Here is an 18,392-nt window from a genome sequence, read left to right on the forward strand (position 1 = left end):
ACAGCTGTCAGTGCCGTGGTGTGCAATGGATCGCGTGTCCTCGTTCGATGAACCTCTCAAGAAGCTGCTCGGCGGAGCCACCGCGAAGGTGATGGCCGAACACCTCGACCTGCACACGGTCGGTGATCTGCTGCACCACTACCCGCGGCGGTACGAGGAGCGCGGCAAGCTGACCGCGCTGGCCGACCTCCCGCTGGACGAGCACGTCACGGTGCTCGCCCAGGTCGCCGACGCCCGGATCCTGATGTTCAACAACGGCCGGGGCAAGCGCCTGGAAGTCACCCTGACCGACGGCAGCGGCCGCCTCCAGCTGGTCTTCTTCGGCCACGGCGTCCACAAGCCGCACAAGGAGCTGCTGCCCGGCCGCCAGGCGATGTTCGCGGGCAAGGTCTCCGTCTTCAACCGCAAGATGCAGCTCGCCCACCCCACGTACCAACTGCTCGACGCCTCCGACGCCGACGAGGCGACCGAGGCCGTGGACGCCTTCGCCGGACGGCTGCTGCCGATCTACCCCGCCTGCAAGCAGCTCGACTCCTGGCGGATCGCCAAGGCCGTCGACGCCGTCCTGCCCAGCGCGCGGGACGCGGTGGACCCGCTGCCCGCCTCGCTCCGGGAGGGCCGGGGCTTCACCCCGCTGCCCGAGGCCCTGCTGAAGGTGCACCGCCCGCAGACGAAGGCGGACATCGAGGACGCCAAGGCCCGGCTCAAGTGGGACGAGGCCTTCGTCCTCCAGGTCGCCCTGGCCCGCCGCCGGTACGCCGACACCCAGCTTCCCGCCGTCGCCCGCCGCCCCGTCGCGGACGGCCTGCTGGACGCGTTCGACGCCAAGCTGCCCTTCACCCTCACCGAGGGCCAGGAGAAGGTCAGCAAGGAGATCTTCGACGACCTCGCCACCGAGCACCCGATGCACCGCCTCCTTCAGGGCGAGGTCGGCTCCGGGAAGACCATGGTGGCGCTGCGCGCGATGCTCGCCGTGGTCGACGCGGGCGGCCAGGCCGCGATGCTCGCCCCCACCGAGGTCCTGGCCCAGCAGCACCACCGCTCGATCACTGAGATGATGGGCGAGCTGGCCGAGGGCGGCATACTGGGCGGCTCGGACCGGGGCACCAAGGTCGTCCTGCTCACCGGCTCCATGGGCATGGCCGCCCGCCGTCAGGCCCTGCTGGACCTGGTCACCGGCGAGGCCGGGATCGTCATCGGCACCCACGCCCTCATCGAGGACAAGGTGCAGTTCCACGACCTCGGACTCGTGGTCGTCGACGAGCAGCACCGCTTCGGCGTGGAACAGCGCGACGCCCTGCGGTCCAAGGGCAAGCAGCCGCCCCACCTCCTCGTCATGACCGCCACCCCCATTCCCCGTACGGTCGCGATGACGGTCTTCGGCGACCTGGAGACCTCCGTCCTGGACCAGCTCCCGGCCGGCCGCTCCCCGATCGCCAGCCACGTCGTCCCCGCCAAGGACAAGCCGCACTTCCTCGCGCGCGCCTGGGAGCGCGTCCGCGAGGAAGTGGAGAACGGCCACCAGGCGTACGTGGTCTGCCCCCGCATCGGCGACGACGCGGAGGAGGAGGGGAAGAAGGGCAAGGCCAAGAAGAAGGCCGCCGAGGAGGACCCGGAGAAGCGGCCGCCGCTCGCCGTCCTGGAGATCGCCGACGAGCTCCGCAAGGGCGCGCTGGCCGGACTGAGCGTCGAGGTGCTGCACGGCAGGATGCACCCCGACGAGAAGGACGACGTCATGCGCCGGTTCGCCGCCGGGGACGTCGACGTCCTGGTCGCCACCACCGTCATCGAGGTCGGCGTCAACGTCCCCAACGCCACCGCCATGGTGATCATGGACGCCGACCGCTTCGGCGTCTCCCAGCTCCACCAGCTCCGCGGCCGCGTCGGCCGAGGCTCCGCCCCCGGGCTCTGCCTGCTGGTCAGCGAGGCCCACGAGGCGAGCCCCGCCCGCGCCCGCCTCTCCGCCGTGGCCGCCACCCTCGACGGCTTCGAGCTCTCCCGCATCGACCTCGAACAGCGCCGCGAGGGCGATGTGCTGGGCCAGGCCCAGTCCGGGGTGCGCTCCTCGCTGCGGATGCTCACCGTCATCGACGACGAGGAGGTCATCGCCGCCGCCCGCGAGGAGGCCGTCGCGATCGTCGCCGCCGACCCGGAGCTGGAGCATCTGCCGGAGCTGCGCACGGTGCTGGCGGCCCTGCTCGACAAGGACCGCGAGGAGTACCTGGACAAGGGGTGAGCCCGGGGCCGTCCTGCTGGTGCGGGCCCCACGCCATATCGTGGACGCACGGCCCGCCTACAGCGTGAGCCTTCCGCTCGCCCCCGACCCCGAGGACCCCACACCCATGACCCGCGTGATCGCCGGCTCGGCCGGCGGACGCCGCCTGGCCGTACCGCCCGGCACCGGCACCCGCCCCACCTCCGACCGTGCGCGCGAGGGCCTCTTCTCCACCTGGCAGGCGCTGCTCGGCACCCTCGACGGCAGCCGCGTCGCCGATCTGTACGCCGGATCCGGCGCGGTCGGCCTCGAAGCGCTGTCCCGGGGCGCGGTCCACGCCCTGCTCGTCGAGGCCGACCCGAAGGCGGTCCGCACGGTCCGCGACAACGTCCGCACGCTCGGCCTCCCCGGCGCCGAGGTCCGGGCCGGCAAAGCCGAGCAGATCGTGACAGGACCGGCGCCCTCGGACCCGTACGACATCGTCTTCCTGGACCCGCCGTACGCCGTCACCGACGACGATCTTCGCGAGATCCTGCTCACACTCCGTGCTCAGGGGTGGCTCACGGCCGATGCGCTCGTCACGGTGGAACGCAGCACCCGGGGCGGAGAATTCGGCTGGCCCGCCGGATTCGAGCCACTGCGGTCCCGTCGCTACGGCGAGGGAACGCTTTGGTACGGTCGCGCCGCCGCTACGTGCGAAGACGCACGATGACCGGACCGGAGAGCGAGGGAATCACAGTGCGCCGCGCCGTCTGTCCGGGGTCGTTCGACCCCATCACCAACGGACATCTCGACATCATCGGACGAGCCTCGAAGCTGTACGACGTGGTGCACGTGGCGGTGATGATCAACCAGTCCAAGAAGGGGCTGTTCACCGTGGACGAGCGGATCGAGCTGATCCGCGAGGTCACCGCCGACTTCGGCAACGTCGAGGTGGAGTCCTTCCACGGCCTGCTGGTCGACTTCTGCAAGCAGCGGGAGATCCCGGCGATCGTGAAGGGCCTGCGAGCCGTCAGCGACTTCGACTACGAGCTGCAGATGGCCCAGATGAACAACGGCCTCTCGGGCGTCGAGACGCTCTTCGTGCCGACCAACCCGACGTACAGCTTCCTGTCGTCCTCGCTGGTCAAGGAGGTGGCGACCTGGGGCGGCGATGTCTCCCACCTGCTGCCGCCGAAGGTCCACGAGGCACTGGTGAAGCGCCTCGGCGAACGCTGAGAAGCTGACGGGTCGTCACCAGGTGTCGGGCGGCGGCCGACTGGCCTTACAGTCGTCCCGTCCGTCTCCAACAGAGCAGCAGCTTCAACAGAGCAGCAGAGAGTGGCGAGCACACGGTGGACGTGCAGAAGAAGCTCGACGAGATCGTCGAAGCGGTCGGGAGCGCCCGATCCATGCCCATGTCGGCCTCGTGCGTGGTCAACCGCGCCGAGCTGCTCGCCATGCTCGAAGAGGTGCGCCAGGCGCTGCCCGGCTCCCTCGCCCAGGCCCAGGAGCTGATCGGCGGCCATGAGCAGCTCGCCGAGCAGGCCCGGCAGGAGGCCGAGCGGATCATCGAGTCCGCCCACGCCCAACGCTCCTCGCTGATCTCCGAGACCGAGATCGCCCGCCAGTCGCAGAGCGAGGCCGACCGGATCCTGTCCGAGGCCCGCCGCGAGGCCGAGGAGGTCCGGGCCGAGGCCGACGACTACGTCGACAGCAAGCTCGCCAACTTCGAGGTCGTCCTCACCAAGACCATCGGCTCCGTGGACCGGGGCCGCGAGAAGCTCCTCGGCCGTGGCCAGGGCCTGGACGAGCAGGGCTATCAGGACCCCGACTTCGCCGAGGCCCCCGAGCGCAGCGCCGACCCGGAGACCCTGCGGCAGCGGGCCGACGCCTATGTCGACGCCAAGTTCGGCGCCTTCGAGGCCGTCCTCGCCAAGACCCTGGAAGCGGTCGGCCGGGGCCGGCAGAAGCTGCACGGTCGGGTCGCCAGCGACGACCTCGGCGCGCACATGGCCGCCCAGGACGCCGCGGGCGGCCAGGGGCACACCAGCGACGCCGACTATCTGGCCGGCCTCGCCGAGCTCGCCCCGGAACCGCAGGCGCCCCAGCAGCCCCAGCAGCCGCAGTACCCCGCGCAGCCGCAGGGCGAGCCGAGCTACGCGCAGGCGTCGTACGGCTACCAGGAGCAGCCGGTCCAGCAGGGCGTGCAGGACGCCTACGGCTACCAGCAGCAGCCCGACCCGTACGCCGCCTACCAGCAGCAGGGCGGCTACGACCCGAACGGCTACCCGCCCCAGCCGGACTACGGCTGGCAGCAGCACCCCCAGCAGCAGCCCCAGGCGCCCGACCAGCAGGGCGGCGGCGCGCTGGACGAGACCAGCCTCTTCGACACCAGCATGATCGACCTGGAACAGCTGCGCCGGTACGAGCAGGGCCGCTGATCCCGGGGCGGACCGACCCGATTGGGTGCTGAGCGGTCCGTCCAGTATCCTGAATCCTCGGTCGCACATAGGTCCGCGATCTCGGCTGCCCGTTTCGTCTACGAATCGGGACGATTTGACTCCGGACCGTAGACGGCCCTTCCCCTCAGCAGCAAGCACGACACCCATGATTCGAAAGCAGGAAACGCCCTGAACGGCCACCTCGACCACCGCAACCCTCTCGTGTTCGATACGCGCGAGCTGGGTCGGCGTCCCGGTGCCCTGAAGCGGCTGTCCCGCTCGGTGGACGCACCCGGTTCACCGGTTCTCGGTATCGACGGCGTCATCGGTGTGCCGGAAGGCGCGCCCCTGGAGCTGGACCTCCGACTCGAATCGGTCATGGAAGGGGTGCTTGTCACAGGCACCGCCCGTGCGAGCGCCGAGGGGGAGTGCGTAAGGTGTCTGGAGCCGCTGACCGTAGAGGTCGACGCGGATTTCCAGGAGATGTTCTCGTACCCTGACGCCGATGACCGGGGCCGCCCTGCGGACCCGGCCGACGACGCCGAGGACGACGAGGACAGGTTCTTCCTCGAGGACGGCTTGTTCGACCTCGAGCCAATGCTGCGTGACGCGGTAGTGCTCGCACTGCCCATGCAGCCGGTGTGCAAGGAGACCTGCGCCGGTCTGTGTTCCGAATGCGGAATCAGGCTGGACGAGAATCCGGACCATCACCACGATGCCCTCGACATTCGTTGGGCGGCACTGCAAGGACTCGCCGAGACCGTTCAGGACGGCGAGAAGGACAACATGGGCGGCGCCGAACCGGGCGTCGACGAGAAGCAGGAGAAGTAGCCGTGGCTGTTCCGAAGCGGAAGATGTCGCGCAGCAACACGCGCCACCGCCGGTCGCAGTGGAAGGCTGCGGTCCCCACCCTGGTTTCGTGCGAGCGTTGCCAGGAGCCCAAGCTCCAGCACATTGCGTGCCCGAGCTGCGGCACCTACAACAAGCGCCAGGTCCTCGAGGTCTGAGCGGCTGGTGAGAGGCCCGATGTCTGAGTTGTCCAACGCCAAGAAGCAGGCAGACAACGTCAACACAGCCTCGTCCCACACGCTTCTGGAAGGGCGGCTCGGGTATCACCTCGAGTCCGCCCTTCTGGTGCGTGCGCTGACCCACCGTTCGTACGCATACGAGAACGGCGGCCTGCCCACCAACGAGCGGCTCGAATTCCTCGGGGATTCGGTGCTCGGCCTGGTGGTCACGGACACGCTGTACCGCACCCACCCCGACCTGCCCGAAGGCCAGCTGGCCAAGTTGCGGGCCGCGGTGGTCAACTCGCGTGCACTTGCGGAAGTGGGCCGCGGCCTCGAACTCGGCTCCTTCATCCGGCTCGGCCGCGGTGAAGAGGGCACGGGGGGCCGGGACAAGGCTTCCATCCTCGCCGACACACTGGAAGCAGTGATCGGCGCGGTCTATCTCGACCAGGGCCTCGGCGCGGCCTCGGAGCTGGTCCACCGGCTCTTCGACCCGCTGATCGACAGGTCCTCGAACCTCGGCGCCGGCCTGGACTGGAAGACCAGCCTCCAGGAGCTCACCGCGAGCGAGAGCCTCGGAGTCCCCGAGTACCTCGTCACGGAGACCGGTCCGGATCACGAGAAGACCTTCACTGCTGCCGCTCGCGTCGGTGGTGTCTCGTACGGCACCGGCACCGGCCGTAGCAAGAAGGAAGCGGAGCAGCAGGCGGCCGAGTCCGCCTGGCGCGAGATCAGCGCCGCCGCAGAGGCACGGCAGGCCGCGGAGAAGTCCGCGGCCGACGGAGGGGCCGCCGACACCCCTGCCGATCCGTCGCCGAACACGGACGCCGCTCCGGCCTGAAGCACAACGGGAGCCCCTCGGTGCCATGCGCACCGGGGGGTTTTCCCTGTCCCGGGGGGCGGTATCCGCGGTTCTCGCGGAGCCCGCCCCCGTACTACCGTCGTGTCTGGAGTGGTGCACCGTGCCCGAGCTGCCCGAGGTCGAAGTCGTCCGCCGGGGCCTGGAGCGCTGGGTCAGTGGCCGTACCGTCACCGAGGTCGAGGTCCTGCACCCGCGCTCGGTCCGCCGGCACCTCGCGGGCGGCGTCGACTTCGCCGCTCGGCTGCGCGGGGTCCGCTTCGGGGCGGCGATGCGCCGCGGCAAGTACCTCTGGGTGCCGATCGAGGAGGCATCCTCCTCGCTGCTGGGCCATCTCGGCATGAGCGGACAGCTGCTGGTGCAGCCCGCCGACGCCCCCGACGAGAAGCACCTGCGGATCCGGATGCGGTTCGACGACGCGCTCGGCACCGAGCTGCGCTTCGTCGACCAGCGCACCTTCGGCGGGCTCTCGCTGCACGACAACACCCCCGACGGCCTGCCGGACACCATCGCGCACATCGCCCGGGACCCGCTCGACCCGCTCTTCGACGACGCCGCGTTCCACACCGCGCTGCGCCTGCGCCGTACGACGGTCAAGCGCGCCCTGCTCGACCAGTCGCTGATCAGCGGCGTCGGCAACATCTACGCGGACGAGGCGCTCTGGCGCGCCAAGCTGCACTACGACCGGCCCACCGCGACCCTGACCCGCCCCAAGTCCGCCGAACTGCTCGGCCACGCCCGTGACGTCATGAACGCGGCGCTCGCCCAGGGCGGCACCAGCTTCGACAGTCTGTACGTCAACGTGAACGGCGAGTCCGGCTACTTCGACAGGTCGCTCGACGCGTACGGCCGGGAGGGCGAGCCCTGCCACCGGTGCTCCACCCCGATGCGCCGCCGCGCCTGGATGAACCGCTCCAGCTACTACTGCCCGCGCTGTCAGCGGCCGCCGCGCGCCTCGTCGTAACGCGCACGGGCGGAGAGCACATCGTCCATCCGCCCCTCCACGAGGTGGATCAGCCCGAGGAGCTTCTCCGTGACCTCGCGGCCGAACGGGGTGAGCTCGTAGTCCACCCGAGGCGGATTGACCGGCTGGGCCTCCCGCAGGACGAGCCCGTCGCGCTCCAGCGCGTGCAGGGTCTGGGAGAGCATCTTCTCGCTGACCCCGTCGACCCGGCGGCGCAGCTCGTTGAACCGGAGGCTCTCCTCGTACAGCGCGCCGAGCGTCAGGCCGCCCCAGCGGCCGGTGACATGCTCCAGCGTCGAGCGCGAGGGGCACTCCCGGGAGAAGACGTCGAACGCGAGGCGGTCCGTATCGCTGGCCATACCAAAAGCTTACTCCCGCACAGTGCTCACCCCGAGGGAGCGCTGTACGGGAGTAAGTGGATTCAGGTAGGCCCGGGGGCGGGGTCAGAAGCCGAAGTTCTGGACCCACCACGGGCCGCCGGAGCCCTCGTGGACGCCGATGCCGATGGTCTTGTAGTCGCAGTTGAGAATGTTCTCGCGGTGGCCGTCGCTGTTCATCCAGGCCTCCATCACGGCCTGGGCGTCCGCCTGGCCGCGGGCGATGTTCTCCGCGCCGAGTCCCTGCACACCGGCCTGGGCGGCCCGGTCCCAGGGGGTGTCGCCGTCCGGGTCCGTGTGGTCGAAGAAGCCCCGGGCCGCCATGTCCTCGCTGAAGTTCTGCGCGAGCGAGGTCAGCGGAGCGCTGGTGGACAGCGGGGAGCAGCCGACCTTCGCGCGCTCCTGGTTCACCAGCGCCAGCACCTCGGTGCGTGCGGAGGCGTCGGTGGGGGAAGGGCTCGGCTTCTTGCTGGGCGGCGGGGCGACGGAGGTCTTCGGCGGGGCCGGGGTCCTGCTCGCCGGGGCGGTGCTCTTCTCCGGGGTCGAGGTGGGCGCCTTCGACTTCTCGGACGGGGTGGCGGCCGGCTTCTTCGACTTCTTCGCCTTCTCCGAGGCGGAGGGCGCGGCCGGCTTCGACGGCGTCTTCGAGGGGGAGTCCGAGGCCGAGGGCGTCTTGGACGGCGACGTGCTCGGCGCCTCCGGGCGCTCGCTGCCCCGGCTGGCGGGGGAGGAGGAGGACCGGTCGGCCGGCGCGGTGGAGCTGCCGCCCTGCGTCAGCAGGTCCGGAGCGCCGCCGGTGCGTACCTGGTCGGCGGCGGTGGTGTTGCCGGAGGTGTAGGTGTCGCCGCCGGGCAGCAGGCCGGAGGCGACGGCGACCGCGCCGACGGCCACGGCCGCCGAGACGCCGAGGAGCCCGGTGCGGATGGGCACGGCGGACTTCTTCCGGCGCGTGCCCCGGCGCCGGGAAGCGGCCCCGGCCGCGGGTTCTTCAGCGGCGGGGCCTGCGGCGGATCGTCGATGGCGTCCCATGCGCTGTGCCTTCCTGATGCTCCGGACGCCGTTGCGACGTCACTCGACTGCCCCGTTGCCGCCTCGTTGATCGAATTCGGTCGCACGCGGAGCGAATGCCGCTTGATCGACTTTCCGTCGACTCGCGTCCGATACTCACCCGATCGAGTGAGGCTGTTGCGACGGGACTGTAGCCCATGGGCGAAAGGGGGCGGCGTGCTTCGAGAGCAATTGGCCGGTTAGCGTTCGGGCATGAACGAAGAAGCGCGCCTCGTCGTATGGGTACGCGGCCGAGTACAGCAAGTAGGCTTCCGCTGGTTCACCAGGGCAAATGCTTTGGAGATCGGTGGCCTCATCGGGTTCGCCCTCAATCTCGACGACGGCAGAGTGCAGATCGTGGCCGAAGGGTCACGTGAGAATTGCCACCGTCTGCTGGACTGGCTGCGGTCCGACGACACTCCCGGGCGCGTGGACGGAGTCACTGAGATCTGGGACACCCCGCGCGGTGGATACGACGGATTCGCCATCCGCTGATCCCGCCCCGCGCGGCCCTTCGGATCCGCTCGGTGAACGCCGCGCCCCGAACGGTCACCGGAACGCCGGGCCCGGGCCCGGCACCCGAAATGACCTGCGACGGGACCCGGAGACGGCCGATGGTTGCCAGATGCGGAATGTCGTGCAAGGCTGCGGCATTGACGAAGATCCGCGCACCCCTCGGGGTCCCGCAGGAGAGTCGCGCCGCATGATCGTCCGGCCGCGCGCCCCCGGGACACCCGGGTACACAGGGTGTGATCGTGTTGACCGTCAAACTTTTTGGTGAGACGCTGAAAACCCCGCGCACCTTAGCTGTTCGGTAGAGCTGATTAGCAGCAGAACCGCAGTGGTGACAGAGCCCTGCCGAGCACCGCGGGTGCGATCCCCTGACGACCCACACCGCATCGGTCGGTCACTCATTGTGGAGGACCATCCATCATGGCAAAGGCGCTTCTCGGTTACGTCGGCGGTTCCGACCCGCGACTCCTCGCCGAGATGCGACGGCTCCAGCAGCGCGTCCAGGACCTGGAATCCGAGCTCACCCGGATCCAGGACGAGAACGACGCGCTCAACGCCGCCGCCCAGCACCAAGAGTCGCTGCTCGACAGCATCGACATCGACGTACCCCAGGGCGAGCCTGCGCTGACCTGACCACCATGGCCCTTCGGGCCGGTCGGGCCGGGCACGCTCAGTAGCCTCGGAACACCTCTGATTCGTTCTGCGCAACGGATCGCCGTCCCCGAACACCGGGGTCCCCGTAGCACCGGGGACGTCGTTGTCCGGTCGCTCTGCGATGCACCGCGCAGGACCGCAGCTGGATCCACCGTGTCGCCAGCAAGATTCACAGGGACGCTTCGGCGTCCCTTTTTCTTTGCCCGACCCCCACCCCGGACGTACCGGCCTTCGCTTACCGTCTGATGTGCCCTGCACCTTCATCAGCGAAACCGAGAGCGAAAGGTAGAGTCCGGCGGCGTGCACCTCAAGGCCCTGACCCTGCGTGGTTTCAAATCGTTCGCGTCCGCCACCACCCTGCGGTTCGAACCGGGGATCACCTGCGTCGTCGGACCCAATGGATCCGGAAAGTCCAATGTGGTGGACGCGCTCTCCTGGGTCATGGGGGAACAGGGCGCCAAATCGCTGCGCGGCGGCAAGATGGAAGACGTGATCTTCGCCGGGACGACCGGGCGGCCTCCGCTCGGCCGCGCCGAAGTGTCGCTGACCATCGACAATTCCGACGGCGCATTGCCCATCGAGTACGCCGAAGTGACGATCACTCGGATCATGTTCCGCAATGGCGGCAGCGAATACCAGATCAATGGCGACACCTGCCGGCTGCTCGACATCCAGGAACTCCTCTCCGACTCCGGCATCGGCCGCGAGATGCACGTCATCGTCGGCCAGGGCCAGTTGGACTCCGTGCTGCACGCCGACCCGATGGGCCGCCGGGCCTTCATCGAGGAGGCCGCGGGCGTCCTCAAGCACCGCAAGCGGAAAGAGAAGGCGCTGCGGAAGCTGGACGCGATGGGCGCCAACCTGGCCCGGGTCCAGGACCTCACCGACGAACTGCGCCGCCAGCTCAAACCGCTCGGGCGACAGGCCGCCGTCGCCCGCCGGGCCGCCGTCATCCAGGCCGACCTGCGCGACGCCCGGCTCCGGCTCCTCGCGGACGACCTGGTGACCCTGCGGGACGCGCTGCGCGACGAGATCGCCGACGAGGCGGAGCTGAAGAAGCGCAAGGACGCGGCCGAGGCCGAGCTGAGTGCGGCGCTCGCCCGGGAGGCCGAGCTGGAGGGCGAGGTGCGCCGCCTCGCGCCCCGGCTCCAGCGCGCCCAGCAGACCTGGTACGAGCTGTCGCAGCTGGCCGAGCGGGTCCGCGGCACGATCTCGCTGGCCGACGCCCGGGTCCGCAGCGCCTCCGAGGCGCCCGCCGAGGAGCGCCGGGGCCGCGACCCCGAGGACCTGGAGCGCGAGGCCGCCCGGATCCGCGAGCAGGAGGCGGAGCTGACGGCGGCCCTGGAGGCGGCCGAACACGCGCTGGAGGACACCGCCGCCCACCGCGCCGACCTGGAACGCGAGCTGGCCGCCGAGGAACGCCGGCTCAAGGACGCCGCCCGCGCCATCGCGGACCGGCGCGAGGGGCTGGCCCGGTTGAACGGCCAGGTCAACGCGGCCCGCAGCCGGGCCGGTTCGGCACAGGCCGAGATCGACCGGCTGGCCGCCGCCCGCGACGAGGCGCAGGAGCGCGCGGTGACCGCGCAGGAGGAGTACGAGCAGCTCAAGGCCGAGGTCGACGGTCTGGACGACGTCGACGAGGAGCTGGCCGCCCGCCACGAGGAGGCCAAGGAGGCCCTCGCCGAGGCCCGGTCCGCCCACAGCGCGGCCCGCGAGGAGGCCACGGCAGCCGAGCGCAGGCGGGCGGCGGTCGCCGCCCGGCACGAGGCGCTGGCCCTCGGGCTGCGCCGCAAGGACGGGACGGGCGTGCTGCTCGGCGCCCGGGACCGGCTGGCCGGGCTCCTCGGCCCGGCCGCCGAACTGCTGACCGTGGAGCCCGGGTACGAGATCCCGGTCGCGGCCGCCCTCGGCGCGGCGGCGGACGCGGTGGCCGTCACGGACCCGGCCACGGCCGCCGACGCGATCAGGCTGCTGCGCGAACGGGACGCGGGGCGCGCGGCGATGCTGCTGGGCGCGGTGGCGGCCGACGGCGCGGGGGCCCGGCCTCATCACGTACCGGAGCAGCCTGGGGAGCAGGCGCCGAAGGAGCCGCCTGCCGCGCTGCCCGGACAGGGAAACGCTCCTGGTGAGCCGGCGCCTGCCGGGCTGTCCGCGCAGGGCGGCGCCCACGGCGGTACGGAACCTGAGCCGGACGCGTACGGCGGCAGCCGCACCGGCATGGAACCCAAGTCGTCTGCGCAGGGCGGCGGCCTCGTCGGCACGGAACCCGAGCCGTCTGCTCAGGGCAGCGCCCACAGCGGCACGGAACCCGGGCCGCCCGCGCAGCACGGCGGCCCGGACGCCGTCGTCGCCCTCCCGGACGGCCGTGCCGAGACGGTCACCGCCCTCGCCGCGCCCGCCGTCGCCGACCTCGTGCGCGGGCCCGCCGCGCTGGTCGGGGCCGTACGCCGTCTCGTACCGGACATGGTGGTCGTCGGGACGCTGGAGGATGCCGAGGCGCTGGTGGCCGCGCACCCCGGGCTGACCGCGGTGACCGGTGAAGGGGACGTGCTCTCCGCCCACTTCGCGCACGGCGGGTCCGCCGGGGCGCCCAGCCTCCTGGAGGTGCAGGCCTCCGTCGACGAGGCCGCCGCCGAGCTGGCCGACCTCGCCGTACGGTGCGAGGAGCTCGCCGAGGCCCAGCGGCTGGCGGGGGAGCGGCGCACGGAGCGGACCGCGCTCGTCGAGGAGTTGGGGGAGCGCCGCAGGGCGGCCGAGCGGGAGAAGTCCGGCGTCGCCCAGCAGCTCGGGCGGCTCGCCGGGCAGGCCCGGGGCGCGGCGGGCGAGGCCGAGCGGATGACCGCGTCCGCCGCCCGCGCCCAGGAGGCCCTGGAACGGGCGACGGAGGAGGCCGAGGAGCTGGCGGAGCGGCTGCTGGTCGCCGAGGAGGCCCCGGCCGAGGAGGAGCCCGACACCTCGGTACGGGACCGGCTCGCCGCCGACGGGGCCAACGCCCGCCAGACCGAGATGGAGGCCCGGCTCCAGGCCCGTACGCACGAGGAGCGGGTCAAGGCGCTGGCCGGCCGCGCCGATTCGCTGGACCGGGCCGCCCGTGTCGAACGGGAGGCGCGCACCCGTGCCGAACAGCGCCGGGCCCGGCTGCGGTACGAGGCCGAGGTCGCCTCCGCCGTGGCCTCGGGCACCCGTCAGCTGCTGGCGCACGTCGAGGTGTCCCTCGTTCGGGCCGACCAGGAGCGGACGTCGGCCGAGGCGGCGAAGGGCGAGCGGGAGCGTGAGCTGGCCGTCGAGCGCGACCGGGGCCGGGCGCTCAAGGGCGAGCTCGACAAGCTCACCGACTCGGTCCACCGGGGCGAGGTGCTGGGCGCGGAGAAGCGGCTGCGGATCGAGCAGCTGGAGACGAAGGCCCTGGAGGAGCTGGGCGTGGAGCCCGCGGGGCTGGTCTCGGAGTACGGCCCCGACCAGCTCGTGCCGCCCTCGCCCGCCGCGGAGGGCGAGGAACTGCCGGAGGACCCGGAGCATCCGCGTAACCAGCCGAAGGCGTATCGGCGGCCCGAGCAGGAGAAGCGGCTGCGGGCGGCCGAACGGGCGTACCAGCAACTCGGGAAGGTGAATCCGCTCGCCCTTGAGGAGTTCTCGGCGCTGGAGGAACGGCACAAATTCCTGTCCGAGCAGCTTGAAGACCTGAAGAAGACCCGGGCCGATCTGCTCCAGGTGATCAAGGAGGTCGACGAGCGGGTCGAGCAGGTCTTCACGGAGGCCTACCGGGACACCGCCCGTGAGTTCGAGGGCGTCTTCTCGCGGCTCTTCCCCGGCGGCGAGGGGCGGCTCATCCTGACCGATCCGGACAACATGCTGGCCACCGGGGTGGACGTCGAGGCGCGTCCGCCGGGCAAGAAGGTGAAGCGGCTCTCCCTGCTGTCGGGCGGCGAGCGGTCCCTGACGGCCGTGGCGCTGCTGGTGTCGATCTTCAAGGCCCGGCCCAGTCCGTTCTACGTGATGGACGAGGTCGAGGCCGCGCTCGACGACACCAATCTGCAGCGGCTGATCCGGATCATGGAGGAGCTCCAGGAGAGCTCCCAGCTGATCGTGATCACGCACCAGAAGCGGACGATGGAGGTCGCCGACGCGCTGTACGGCGTGTCCATGCAGGGCGACGGGGTCTCGAAGGTCATCAGCCAGCGGCTGCGCTGACCCTTACCGGCACGCCCCCTTTACTGGCACGACCGAACCATCAGAGGTTCAATGCACCTTTTGTGCACTTCTGGGCAGACGGGGCTGGACCCGCTGTTTGACTTCGTTTCCTGAACGCATAACCTCTGCAAAGTTGATTTCGCCTTCAAGTGGTGGCGGGCCGGATGTTGTGCCCCACTGGGAAGGCTCACCCCCCACGTCTGACTTGCGGCCAGGCATCAGGAGTTCACGTGACCAGCACAGCGAACGGACCCGAGTCCGGGGCCCGAGCGGCCCATCCGGACCACCTCGGCCATGTCATCTTCATCACCGCGGCCGCGGCGATGGGCGGCTTCCTCTTCGGCTATGACAGCTCCGTCATCAACGGGGCGGTCGAGGCGATCCGCGACCGGTACGACATCGGCTCCGGAACCCTCGCCCAGGTCATCGCCATCGCGCTGATCGGCTGTGCGATCGGCGCCGCCACCGCCGGCCGGATCGCGGACCGGATCGGCCGCATCCGCTGCATGCAGATCGCCTCGGTGCTCTTCACGGCCAGCGCGATCGGCTCCGCGCTGCCGTTCGCCCTCTGGGACCTGGCGATGTGGCGCATCATCGGCGGCTTCGCCATCGGCATGGCCTCCGTGATCGGCCCGGCCTACATCGCCGAGGTCTCCCCGCCCGCCTACCGCGGCCGGCTCGGCTCCTTCCAGCAGGCCGCGATCGTCATCGGCATCGCCGTCTCCCAGCTGGTCAACTACGCCGTCCTCCAGATCGCCGACGGCGACCAGCGCGGCAAGATCCTGGGCCTGGAGGCCTGGCAGTGGATGCTCGGCGTGATGGTCGTCCCGGCCATCCTGTACGGGCTGCTCTCCTTCGCCATCCCCGAGTCCCCGCGCTTCCTCATCTCGGTCGGCCGGAAGGCCGAGGCCCGCAAGATCCTCGAAGAGGTCGAGGGCAACAAGATCGACCTCGACGCGCGGGTGGCCGAGATCGAGACCGCCATGCACCGCGAGCACAAGTCCTCCTTCAAGGACCTGCTCGGCAACCGCTTCTTCTTCCTGCCCATCGTCTGGGTCGGTATCGGCCTCTCGATGTTCCAGCAGCTCGTCGGCATCAACGTCGCGTTCTACTACTCGGCGACGCTGTGGCAGTCCGTCGGCGTCGACCCGACCGACTCGTTCTTCTACTCGTTCACCACCTCGATCATCAACATCATCGGCACGGTGATCGCGATGGTGCTGGTGGACCGGGTGGGCCGCAGGCCGCTCGCCCTCGTCGGCTCCGTCGGCATGGCGGTCGCGCTGGCCGTCGAGGCTTGGGCCTTCTCCGCCGACCTGGTCGACGGCAAGCTGCCCACCGCCGAGGGCGCCGTCGCCCTGATCGCCGCCCACACCTTCGTGCTCTTCTTCGCTCTGTCGTGGGGTGTCGTCGTCTGGGTCTTCCTGGGCGAGATGTTCCCGAACCGCCTGCGCGCCGCCGCCCTCGGTGTGGCCGTCTTCGCGCAGTGGATCGCCAACTGGGCGATCACCGCCAGCTTCCCGAGCCTGGCCGACTGGAACCTCTCGGGGACGTACATCATCTACGCCTGCTTCGCCGTGCTCTCGATCCCCTTCGTGCTCAAGTTCGTGAAGGAGACCAAGGGCAAGACGCTGGAGGAGATGGGCTGACCCCCCCCCGCGCTGGAGGAGATGGGCCACCCCCCGCTGCCGCTCTCCTCTTCACCGGCGGCCCCGGCTCACCCTTGAGCCGGGGCCGCCGGCTTCTCCCGGCCCACCGCCTCGCAGAACAGCCGCAGGCTCCGCCACCCCTCCTCCACCGGCATCCCGCCGCACAGCGGATGCAGCACCAGCGAGTCCGCCCCCAGGCCCGACAGCTCGTCCGGCGTCACGATCCGGTACACCCCCTCCTCGCGCAGCTCCGCCACCGTCGTCGCCGCCGAGCGGACGGCCGAGCGGATGTCCTTGGACTGCCACGAGGCGTACGTCCGCGCCTCGTGCAGGAAGTGCTCGCCGTACTCCGCCCACGTACGGTCCGGGTCCTCGGACACATGCAGCAGCGGCGTCTCGGCCGCGGGCATCATGCAGAAGCCCTCCGTCCCGTGGACCGCGCGCTGCTCGTGGTAGTACGCCTCCAGCTCCGGCAGATGCGCGCTCGGGAACAGCGGCAGCCCCAGCCGGGCCGCCCGCCGCGCCGCGGCCCGCGAGCTGCCGCCGACCAGCAGCAACGGGTGCGGCCGCGTGTACGGACGCGGGGTGACGCGCACCGTACGCCCCCGGTACGGGAACGGCTCCCCGGTCCACGCGGTCAGCAGCGTCTCCAGCAGCTCGTCCTGGAGCCGGCCGCGCCGCCCCCACTCGACCCCGGCCCGCTCGTACTCCTCGGGGCGGTAGCCGATCCCCGCCACCGTCACCAGCCGGCCCGCGCTCAGCAGGTCCAGCACCGCGATGTCCTCCGCCAGCCGGAGCGGATCGTGCAGCGGCCCGATGATCGCCGAGACGGTCACCGCGATCCGGCGGGTGGCGCCGAAGACGGCTCCGGCGAAGGTGAACGGGGAGGGCAGCCAGGAGTTCGCCACCCCGTGGTGCTCCTCGGTCTGCACCGTGTCGACGCCGTGCTCGTCCGCGTACGCCGCCATCTCCAGGGCGGCGCGATAGCGGGCCGAGAGCGCTACGGGTTCGGCTGCCGGGTCGACGAGATTGAACCGGACCACTGTGAACGCCATCAGAGGCTCCCTTCACCGGGCGGGGCAGGCGGCCGCACCGTAGCTGACGAAGCGTCAGAAGTGTAGAGGCGTGCATGCGCATTGCCGCCAAAAAGGTGCATATGGATCGGCCGGATCGCCGGGGGTCAGCCGGGGCAGCGCCCGCGGCACGGCCGTGGCCGATACTGGACGGGTTATGGAACTCGTCGAAATCGTCATCCTCGCTGTAGTCATCGCCCTGGTCGCTGTCGGCCTGGTCGGCGGGCTCGTGGTCGGCAGCCGCAAGAAGAAGAAGCTGCCGCCCCCGCCGCCGAGCGCGCCGACCATCACCCCTCCCGCCGAGCCGCAGGTCGGCGAGGAGGCCGAGACGCCGCGCGACGAAGCGCGGCGCACCATCGACGAAGTCGGCCTCCCGGACGCCACCGCGCCCGTGGAGGAGGAGGCTCCGGTCGCCGAGGCCCCCGCGCTGGAGGTCCCCGAGCCCACCGCCGGCCGGCTCGTCCGTCTGCGGGCCCGGCTCGCCCGCTCGCAGAACTCGCTGGGCAAGGGGCTCCTCACCCTGCTCTCCCGCGACAACCTCGACGAGGACACCTGGGAGGAGATCGAGGACACCCTCCTCACCGCCGACGTCGGCGTCGCCCCCACCCAGGAACTGGTCGAGCGGCTCCGCGAGCGCGTCCGGGTGCTCGGCACCCGCACCCCCGAGGACCTGCGCACCCTGCTCCGTGAAGAGCTGATCACCCTGCTCGGCCCGGACTTCGACCGTGAGGTCAAGACCGAGGGCGGCGCCGATTCCCCGGGCGTCGTCATGGTCGTCGGCGTCAACGGCACCGGCAAGACCACCACCACCGGCAAGCTGGCCCGGGTGCTCGTCGCCGACGGCCGCAGCGTGGTGCTCGGCGCGGCCGACACCTTCCGCGCCGCCGCCGCCGACCAGCTCCAGACCTGGGGCGAGCGCGTCGGCGCCCGTACGGTCCGCGGGCCCGAGGGCGGCGACCCCGCGTCGATCGCCTACGACGCGGTCAAGGAAGGCATCGCCGAGGGCGCGGACGTCGTCCTCATCGACACCGCCGGCCGGCTGCACACCAAGACCGGCCTCATGGACGAGCTCGGCAAGGTCAAGCGCGTCGTGGAGAAGCACGGCCCGCTGGACGAGATCCTGCTCGTCCTCGACGCCACCACCGGGCAGAACGGCCTCGTCCAGGCCCGGGTGTTCGCGGAGGTCGTGGACATCACCGGCATCGTCCTCACCAAGCTCGACGGCACCGCCAAGGGCGGCATCGTCATCGCGGTCCAGCGCGAGCTGGGCGTACCGGTGAAGCTGATCGGCCTCGGTGAGGGGGCGGACGACCTCGCGCCGTTCGAGCCGGGCGCCTTCGTGGACGCCCTGATCGGCGACTGACCCCCTTCGCATCCGGTGCGGCGGACGGGCGGCGGGCTCCTCGCAGGAGCCGCC

16 protein-coding genes are annotated in these 18,392 nt (G+C 71.0%); 13 read left to right on the forward strand and 3 right to left on the reverse strand.

All coding sequences use genetic code 11. The features are described 5' to 3' along the window. Window positions 1-25 precede the first annotated feature (25 nt). The 8 genes from recG to mutM all read left to right on the forward strand — a co-directional run bounded on the left by recG (window position 26) and on the right by mutM (window position 7,471). Window positions 26-2,236 carry an ATP-dependent DNA helicase RecG gene (gene recG, locus G3I54_RS32685; protein ID WP_203687503.1) on the forward strand — a complete coding sequence of 737 codons (2,211 nt, stop codon included), beginning with the start codon at window positions 26-28 and terminating at the stop codon, window positions 2,234-2,236. Window positions 2,237-2,342: 106 nt separating this feature from the next. Beyond that, window positions 2,343-2,927 carry a 16S rRNA (guanine(966)-N(2))-methyltransferase RsmD gene (gene rsmD, locus G3I54_RS32690; protein WP_164620056.1) on the forward strand — a complete coding sequence of 195 codons (585 nt, stop codon included), beginning with the start codon at window positions 2,343-2,345 and terminating at the stop codon, window positions 2,925-2,927. A 26-nt stretch (window positions 2,928-2,953) separates the two neighbouring features. Continuing rightward, entirely contained in the window at window positions 2,954-3,433 is a 480-nt protein-coding gene (coaD, locus tag G3I54_RS32695) for a pantetheine-phosphate adenylyltransferase (RefSeq protein WP_343240491.1), read from the forward strand. 116 nt (window positions 3,434-3,549) lie between these two features. After that, on the forward strand, window positions 3,550-4,638 hold the full coding sequence (locus tag G3I54_RS32700) for a cell division initiation protein (RefSeq protein ID WP_164620060.1): 1,089 nt from the start codon (window positions 3,550-3,552) through the stop codon (window positions 4,636-4,638). 222 nt (window positions 4,639-4,860) lie between these two features. Beyond that, window positions 4,861-5,469 (forward strand): DUF177 domain-containing protein, encoded by a 609-nt coding sequence (locus tag G3I54_RS32705; RefSeq protein WP_164620062.1) that lies wholly within the window; start codon window positions 4,861-4,863, stop codon window positions 5,467-5,469. A gap of 2 nt (window positions 5,470-5,471) precedes the next feature. Further along, on the forward strand, window positions 5,472-5,645 hold the full coding sequence (gene rpmF / locus G3I54_RS32710) for a 50S ribosomal protein L32 (RefSeq protein WP_003965982.1): 174 nt from the start codon (window positions 5,472-5,474) through the stop codon (window positions 5,643-5,645). Window positions 5,646-5,664: 19 nt separating this feature from the next. After that, a complete protein-coding gene (gene rnc / locus G3I54_RS32715; RefSeq protein ID WP_164620064.1) occupies window positions 5,665-6,489 on the forward strand; it encodes a ribonuclease III in 825 nt (274 codons plus the stop codon). 121 nt (window positions 6,490-6,610) lie between these two features. Next, window positions 6,611-7,471: a bifunctional DNA-formamidopyrimidine glycosylase/DNA-(apurinic or apyrimidinic site) lyase gene (gene mutM, locus G3I54_RS32720; RefSeq protein ID WP_164620066.1), complete on the forward strand. Its 861-nt coding sequence runs from the start codon at window positions 6,611-6,613 to the stop codon at window positions 7,469-7,471. Here mutM and G3I54_RS32725 read toward each other — a convergent pair. Further along, complete coding sequence (locus G3I54_RS32725; protein ID WP_164620068.1) at window positions 7,444-7,830, reverse strand: helix-turn-helix domain-containing protein; 387 nt, start codon at window positions 7,828-7,830, stop codon at window positions 7,444-7,446. The two genes, mutM and G3I54_RS32725, sit on opposite strands and share 28 nt — an antisense overlap. A gap of 84 nt (window positions 7,831-7,914) precedes the next feature. Continuing rightward, window positions 7,915-8,877 (reverse strand): CAP domain-containing protein, encoded by a 963-nt coding sequence (locus G3I54_RS32730; protein WP_164620070.1) that lies wholly within the window; start codon window positions 8,875-8,877, stop codon window positions 7,915-7,917. Between the two features lie 231 nt (window positions 8,878-9,108). On the opposite strand from G3I54_RS32730, the gene G3I54_RS32735 reads away from it, so the two are divergent. From G3I54_RS32735 to G3I54_RS32750, 4 genes are all read left to right on the forward strand, one after another. Continuing rightward, complete coding sequence (locus tag G3I54_RS32735) at window positions 9,109-9,390, forward strand: acylphosphatase (protein WP_030085033.1); 282 nt, start codon at window positions 9,109-9,111, stop codon at window positions 9,388-9,390. 438 nt (window positions 9,391-9,828) lie between these two features. After that, on the forward strand, window positions 9,829-10,041 hold the full coding sequence (locus G3I54_RS32740; protein WP_006127885.1) for a hypothetical protein: 213 nt from the start codon (window positions 9,829-9,831) through the stop codon (window positions 10,039-10,041). A gap of 321 nt (window positions 10,042-10,362) precedes the next feature. Then, on the forward strand, window positions 10,363-14,253 hold the full coding sequence (locus G3I54_RS32745; RefSeq protein WP_164620072.1) for an AAA family ATPase: 3,891 nt from the start codon (window positions 10,363-10,365) through the stop codon (window positions 14,251-14,253). 230 nt (window positions 14,254-14,483) lie between these two features. Further along, window positions 14,484-15,902: a sugar porter family MFS transporter gene (locus G3I54_RS32750; protein ID WP_164620074.1), complete on the forward strand. Its 1,419-nt coding sequence runs from the start codon at window positions 14,484-14,486 to the stop codon at window positions 15,900-15,902. A gap of 68 nt (window positions 15,903-15,970) precedes the next feature. Here G3I54_RS32750 and G3I54_RS32755 read toward each other — a convergent pair whose 3' ends face one another. Then, window positions 15,971-16,957 carry an LLM class flavin-dependent oxidoreductase gene (locus G3I54_RS32755; protein ID WP_164620076.1) on the reverse strand — a complete coding sequence of 329 codons (987 nt, stop codon included), beginning with the start codon at window positions 16,955-16,957 and terminating at the stop codon, window positions 15,971-15,973. 175 nt (window positions 16,958-17,132) lie between these two features. Here G3I54_RS32755 and ftsY point away from each other — a divergent pair, with 175 nt between their 5' ends. After that, a complete protein-coding gene (gene ftsY / locus G3I54_RS32760; RefSeq protein WP_164620079.1) occupies window positions 17,133-18,338 on the forward strand; it encodes a signal recognition particle-docking protein FtsY in 1,206 nt (401 codons plus the stop codon). The last annotated feature ends 54 nt before the right edge of the window (window positions 18,339-18,392 follow it).

Source organism: Streptomyces sp. SID14515 (assembly GCF_010548505.1).
Classification (GTDB): domain Bacteria; phylum Actinomycetota; class Actinomycetes; order Streptomycetales; family Streptomycetaceae; genus Streptomyces; species Streptomyces caviscabies.

What these genes read in the sequence shown, in the direction of transcription:
- recG (WP_203687503.1), top strand. Translation starts at nt 26, where the DNA reads ATGGATCGCGTGTCCTCGTTCGATGAACCTCTCAAGAAGCTGCTCGGC.
- rsmD (WP_164620056.1), top strand. Translation starts at nt 2,343, where the DNA reads ATGACCCGCGTGATCGCCGGCTCGGCCGGCGGACGCCGCCTGGCCGTA.
- rnc (WP_164620064.1), top strand. Translation starts at nt 5,665, where the DNA reads ATGTCTGAGTTGTCCAACGCCAAGAAGCAGGCAGACAACGTCAACACA.
- G3I54_RS32725 (WP_164620068.1), bottom strand. Translation starts at nt 7,830, where the DNA reads ATGGCCAGCGATACGGACCGCCTCGCGTTCGACGTCTTCTCCCGGGAG.
- G3I54_RS32730 (WP_164620070.1), bottom strand. Translation starts at nt 8,877, where the DNA reads ATGGGACGCCATCGACGATCCGCCGCAGGCCCCGCCGCTGAAGAACCC.
- G3I54_RS32735 (WP_030085033.1), top strand. Translation starts at nt 9,109, where the DNA reads ATGAACGAAGAAGCGCGCCTCGTCGTATGGGTACGCGGCCGAGTACAG.
- G3I54_RS32740 (WP_006127885.1), top strand. Translation starts at nt 9,829, where the DNA reads ATGGCAAAGGCGCTTCTCGGTTACGTCGGCGGTTCCGACCCGCGACTC.
- G3I54_RS32755 (WP_164620076.1), bottom strand. Translation starts at nt 16,957, where the DNA reads ATGGCGTTCACAGTGGTCCGGTTCAATCTCGTCGACCCGGCAGCCGAA.
- ftsY (WP_164620079.1), top strand. Translation starts at nt 17,133, where the DNA reads ATGGAACTCGTCGAAATCGTCATCCTCGCTGTAGTCATCGCCCTGGTC.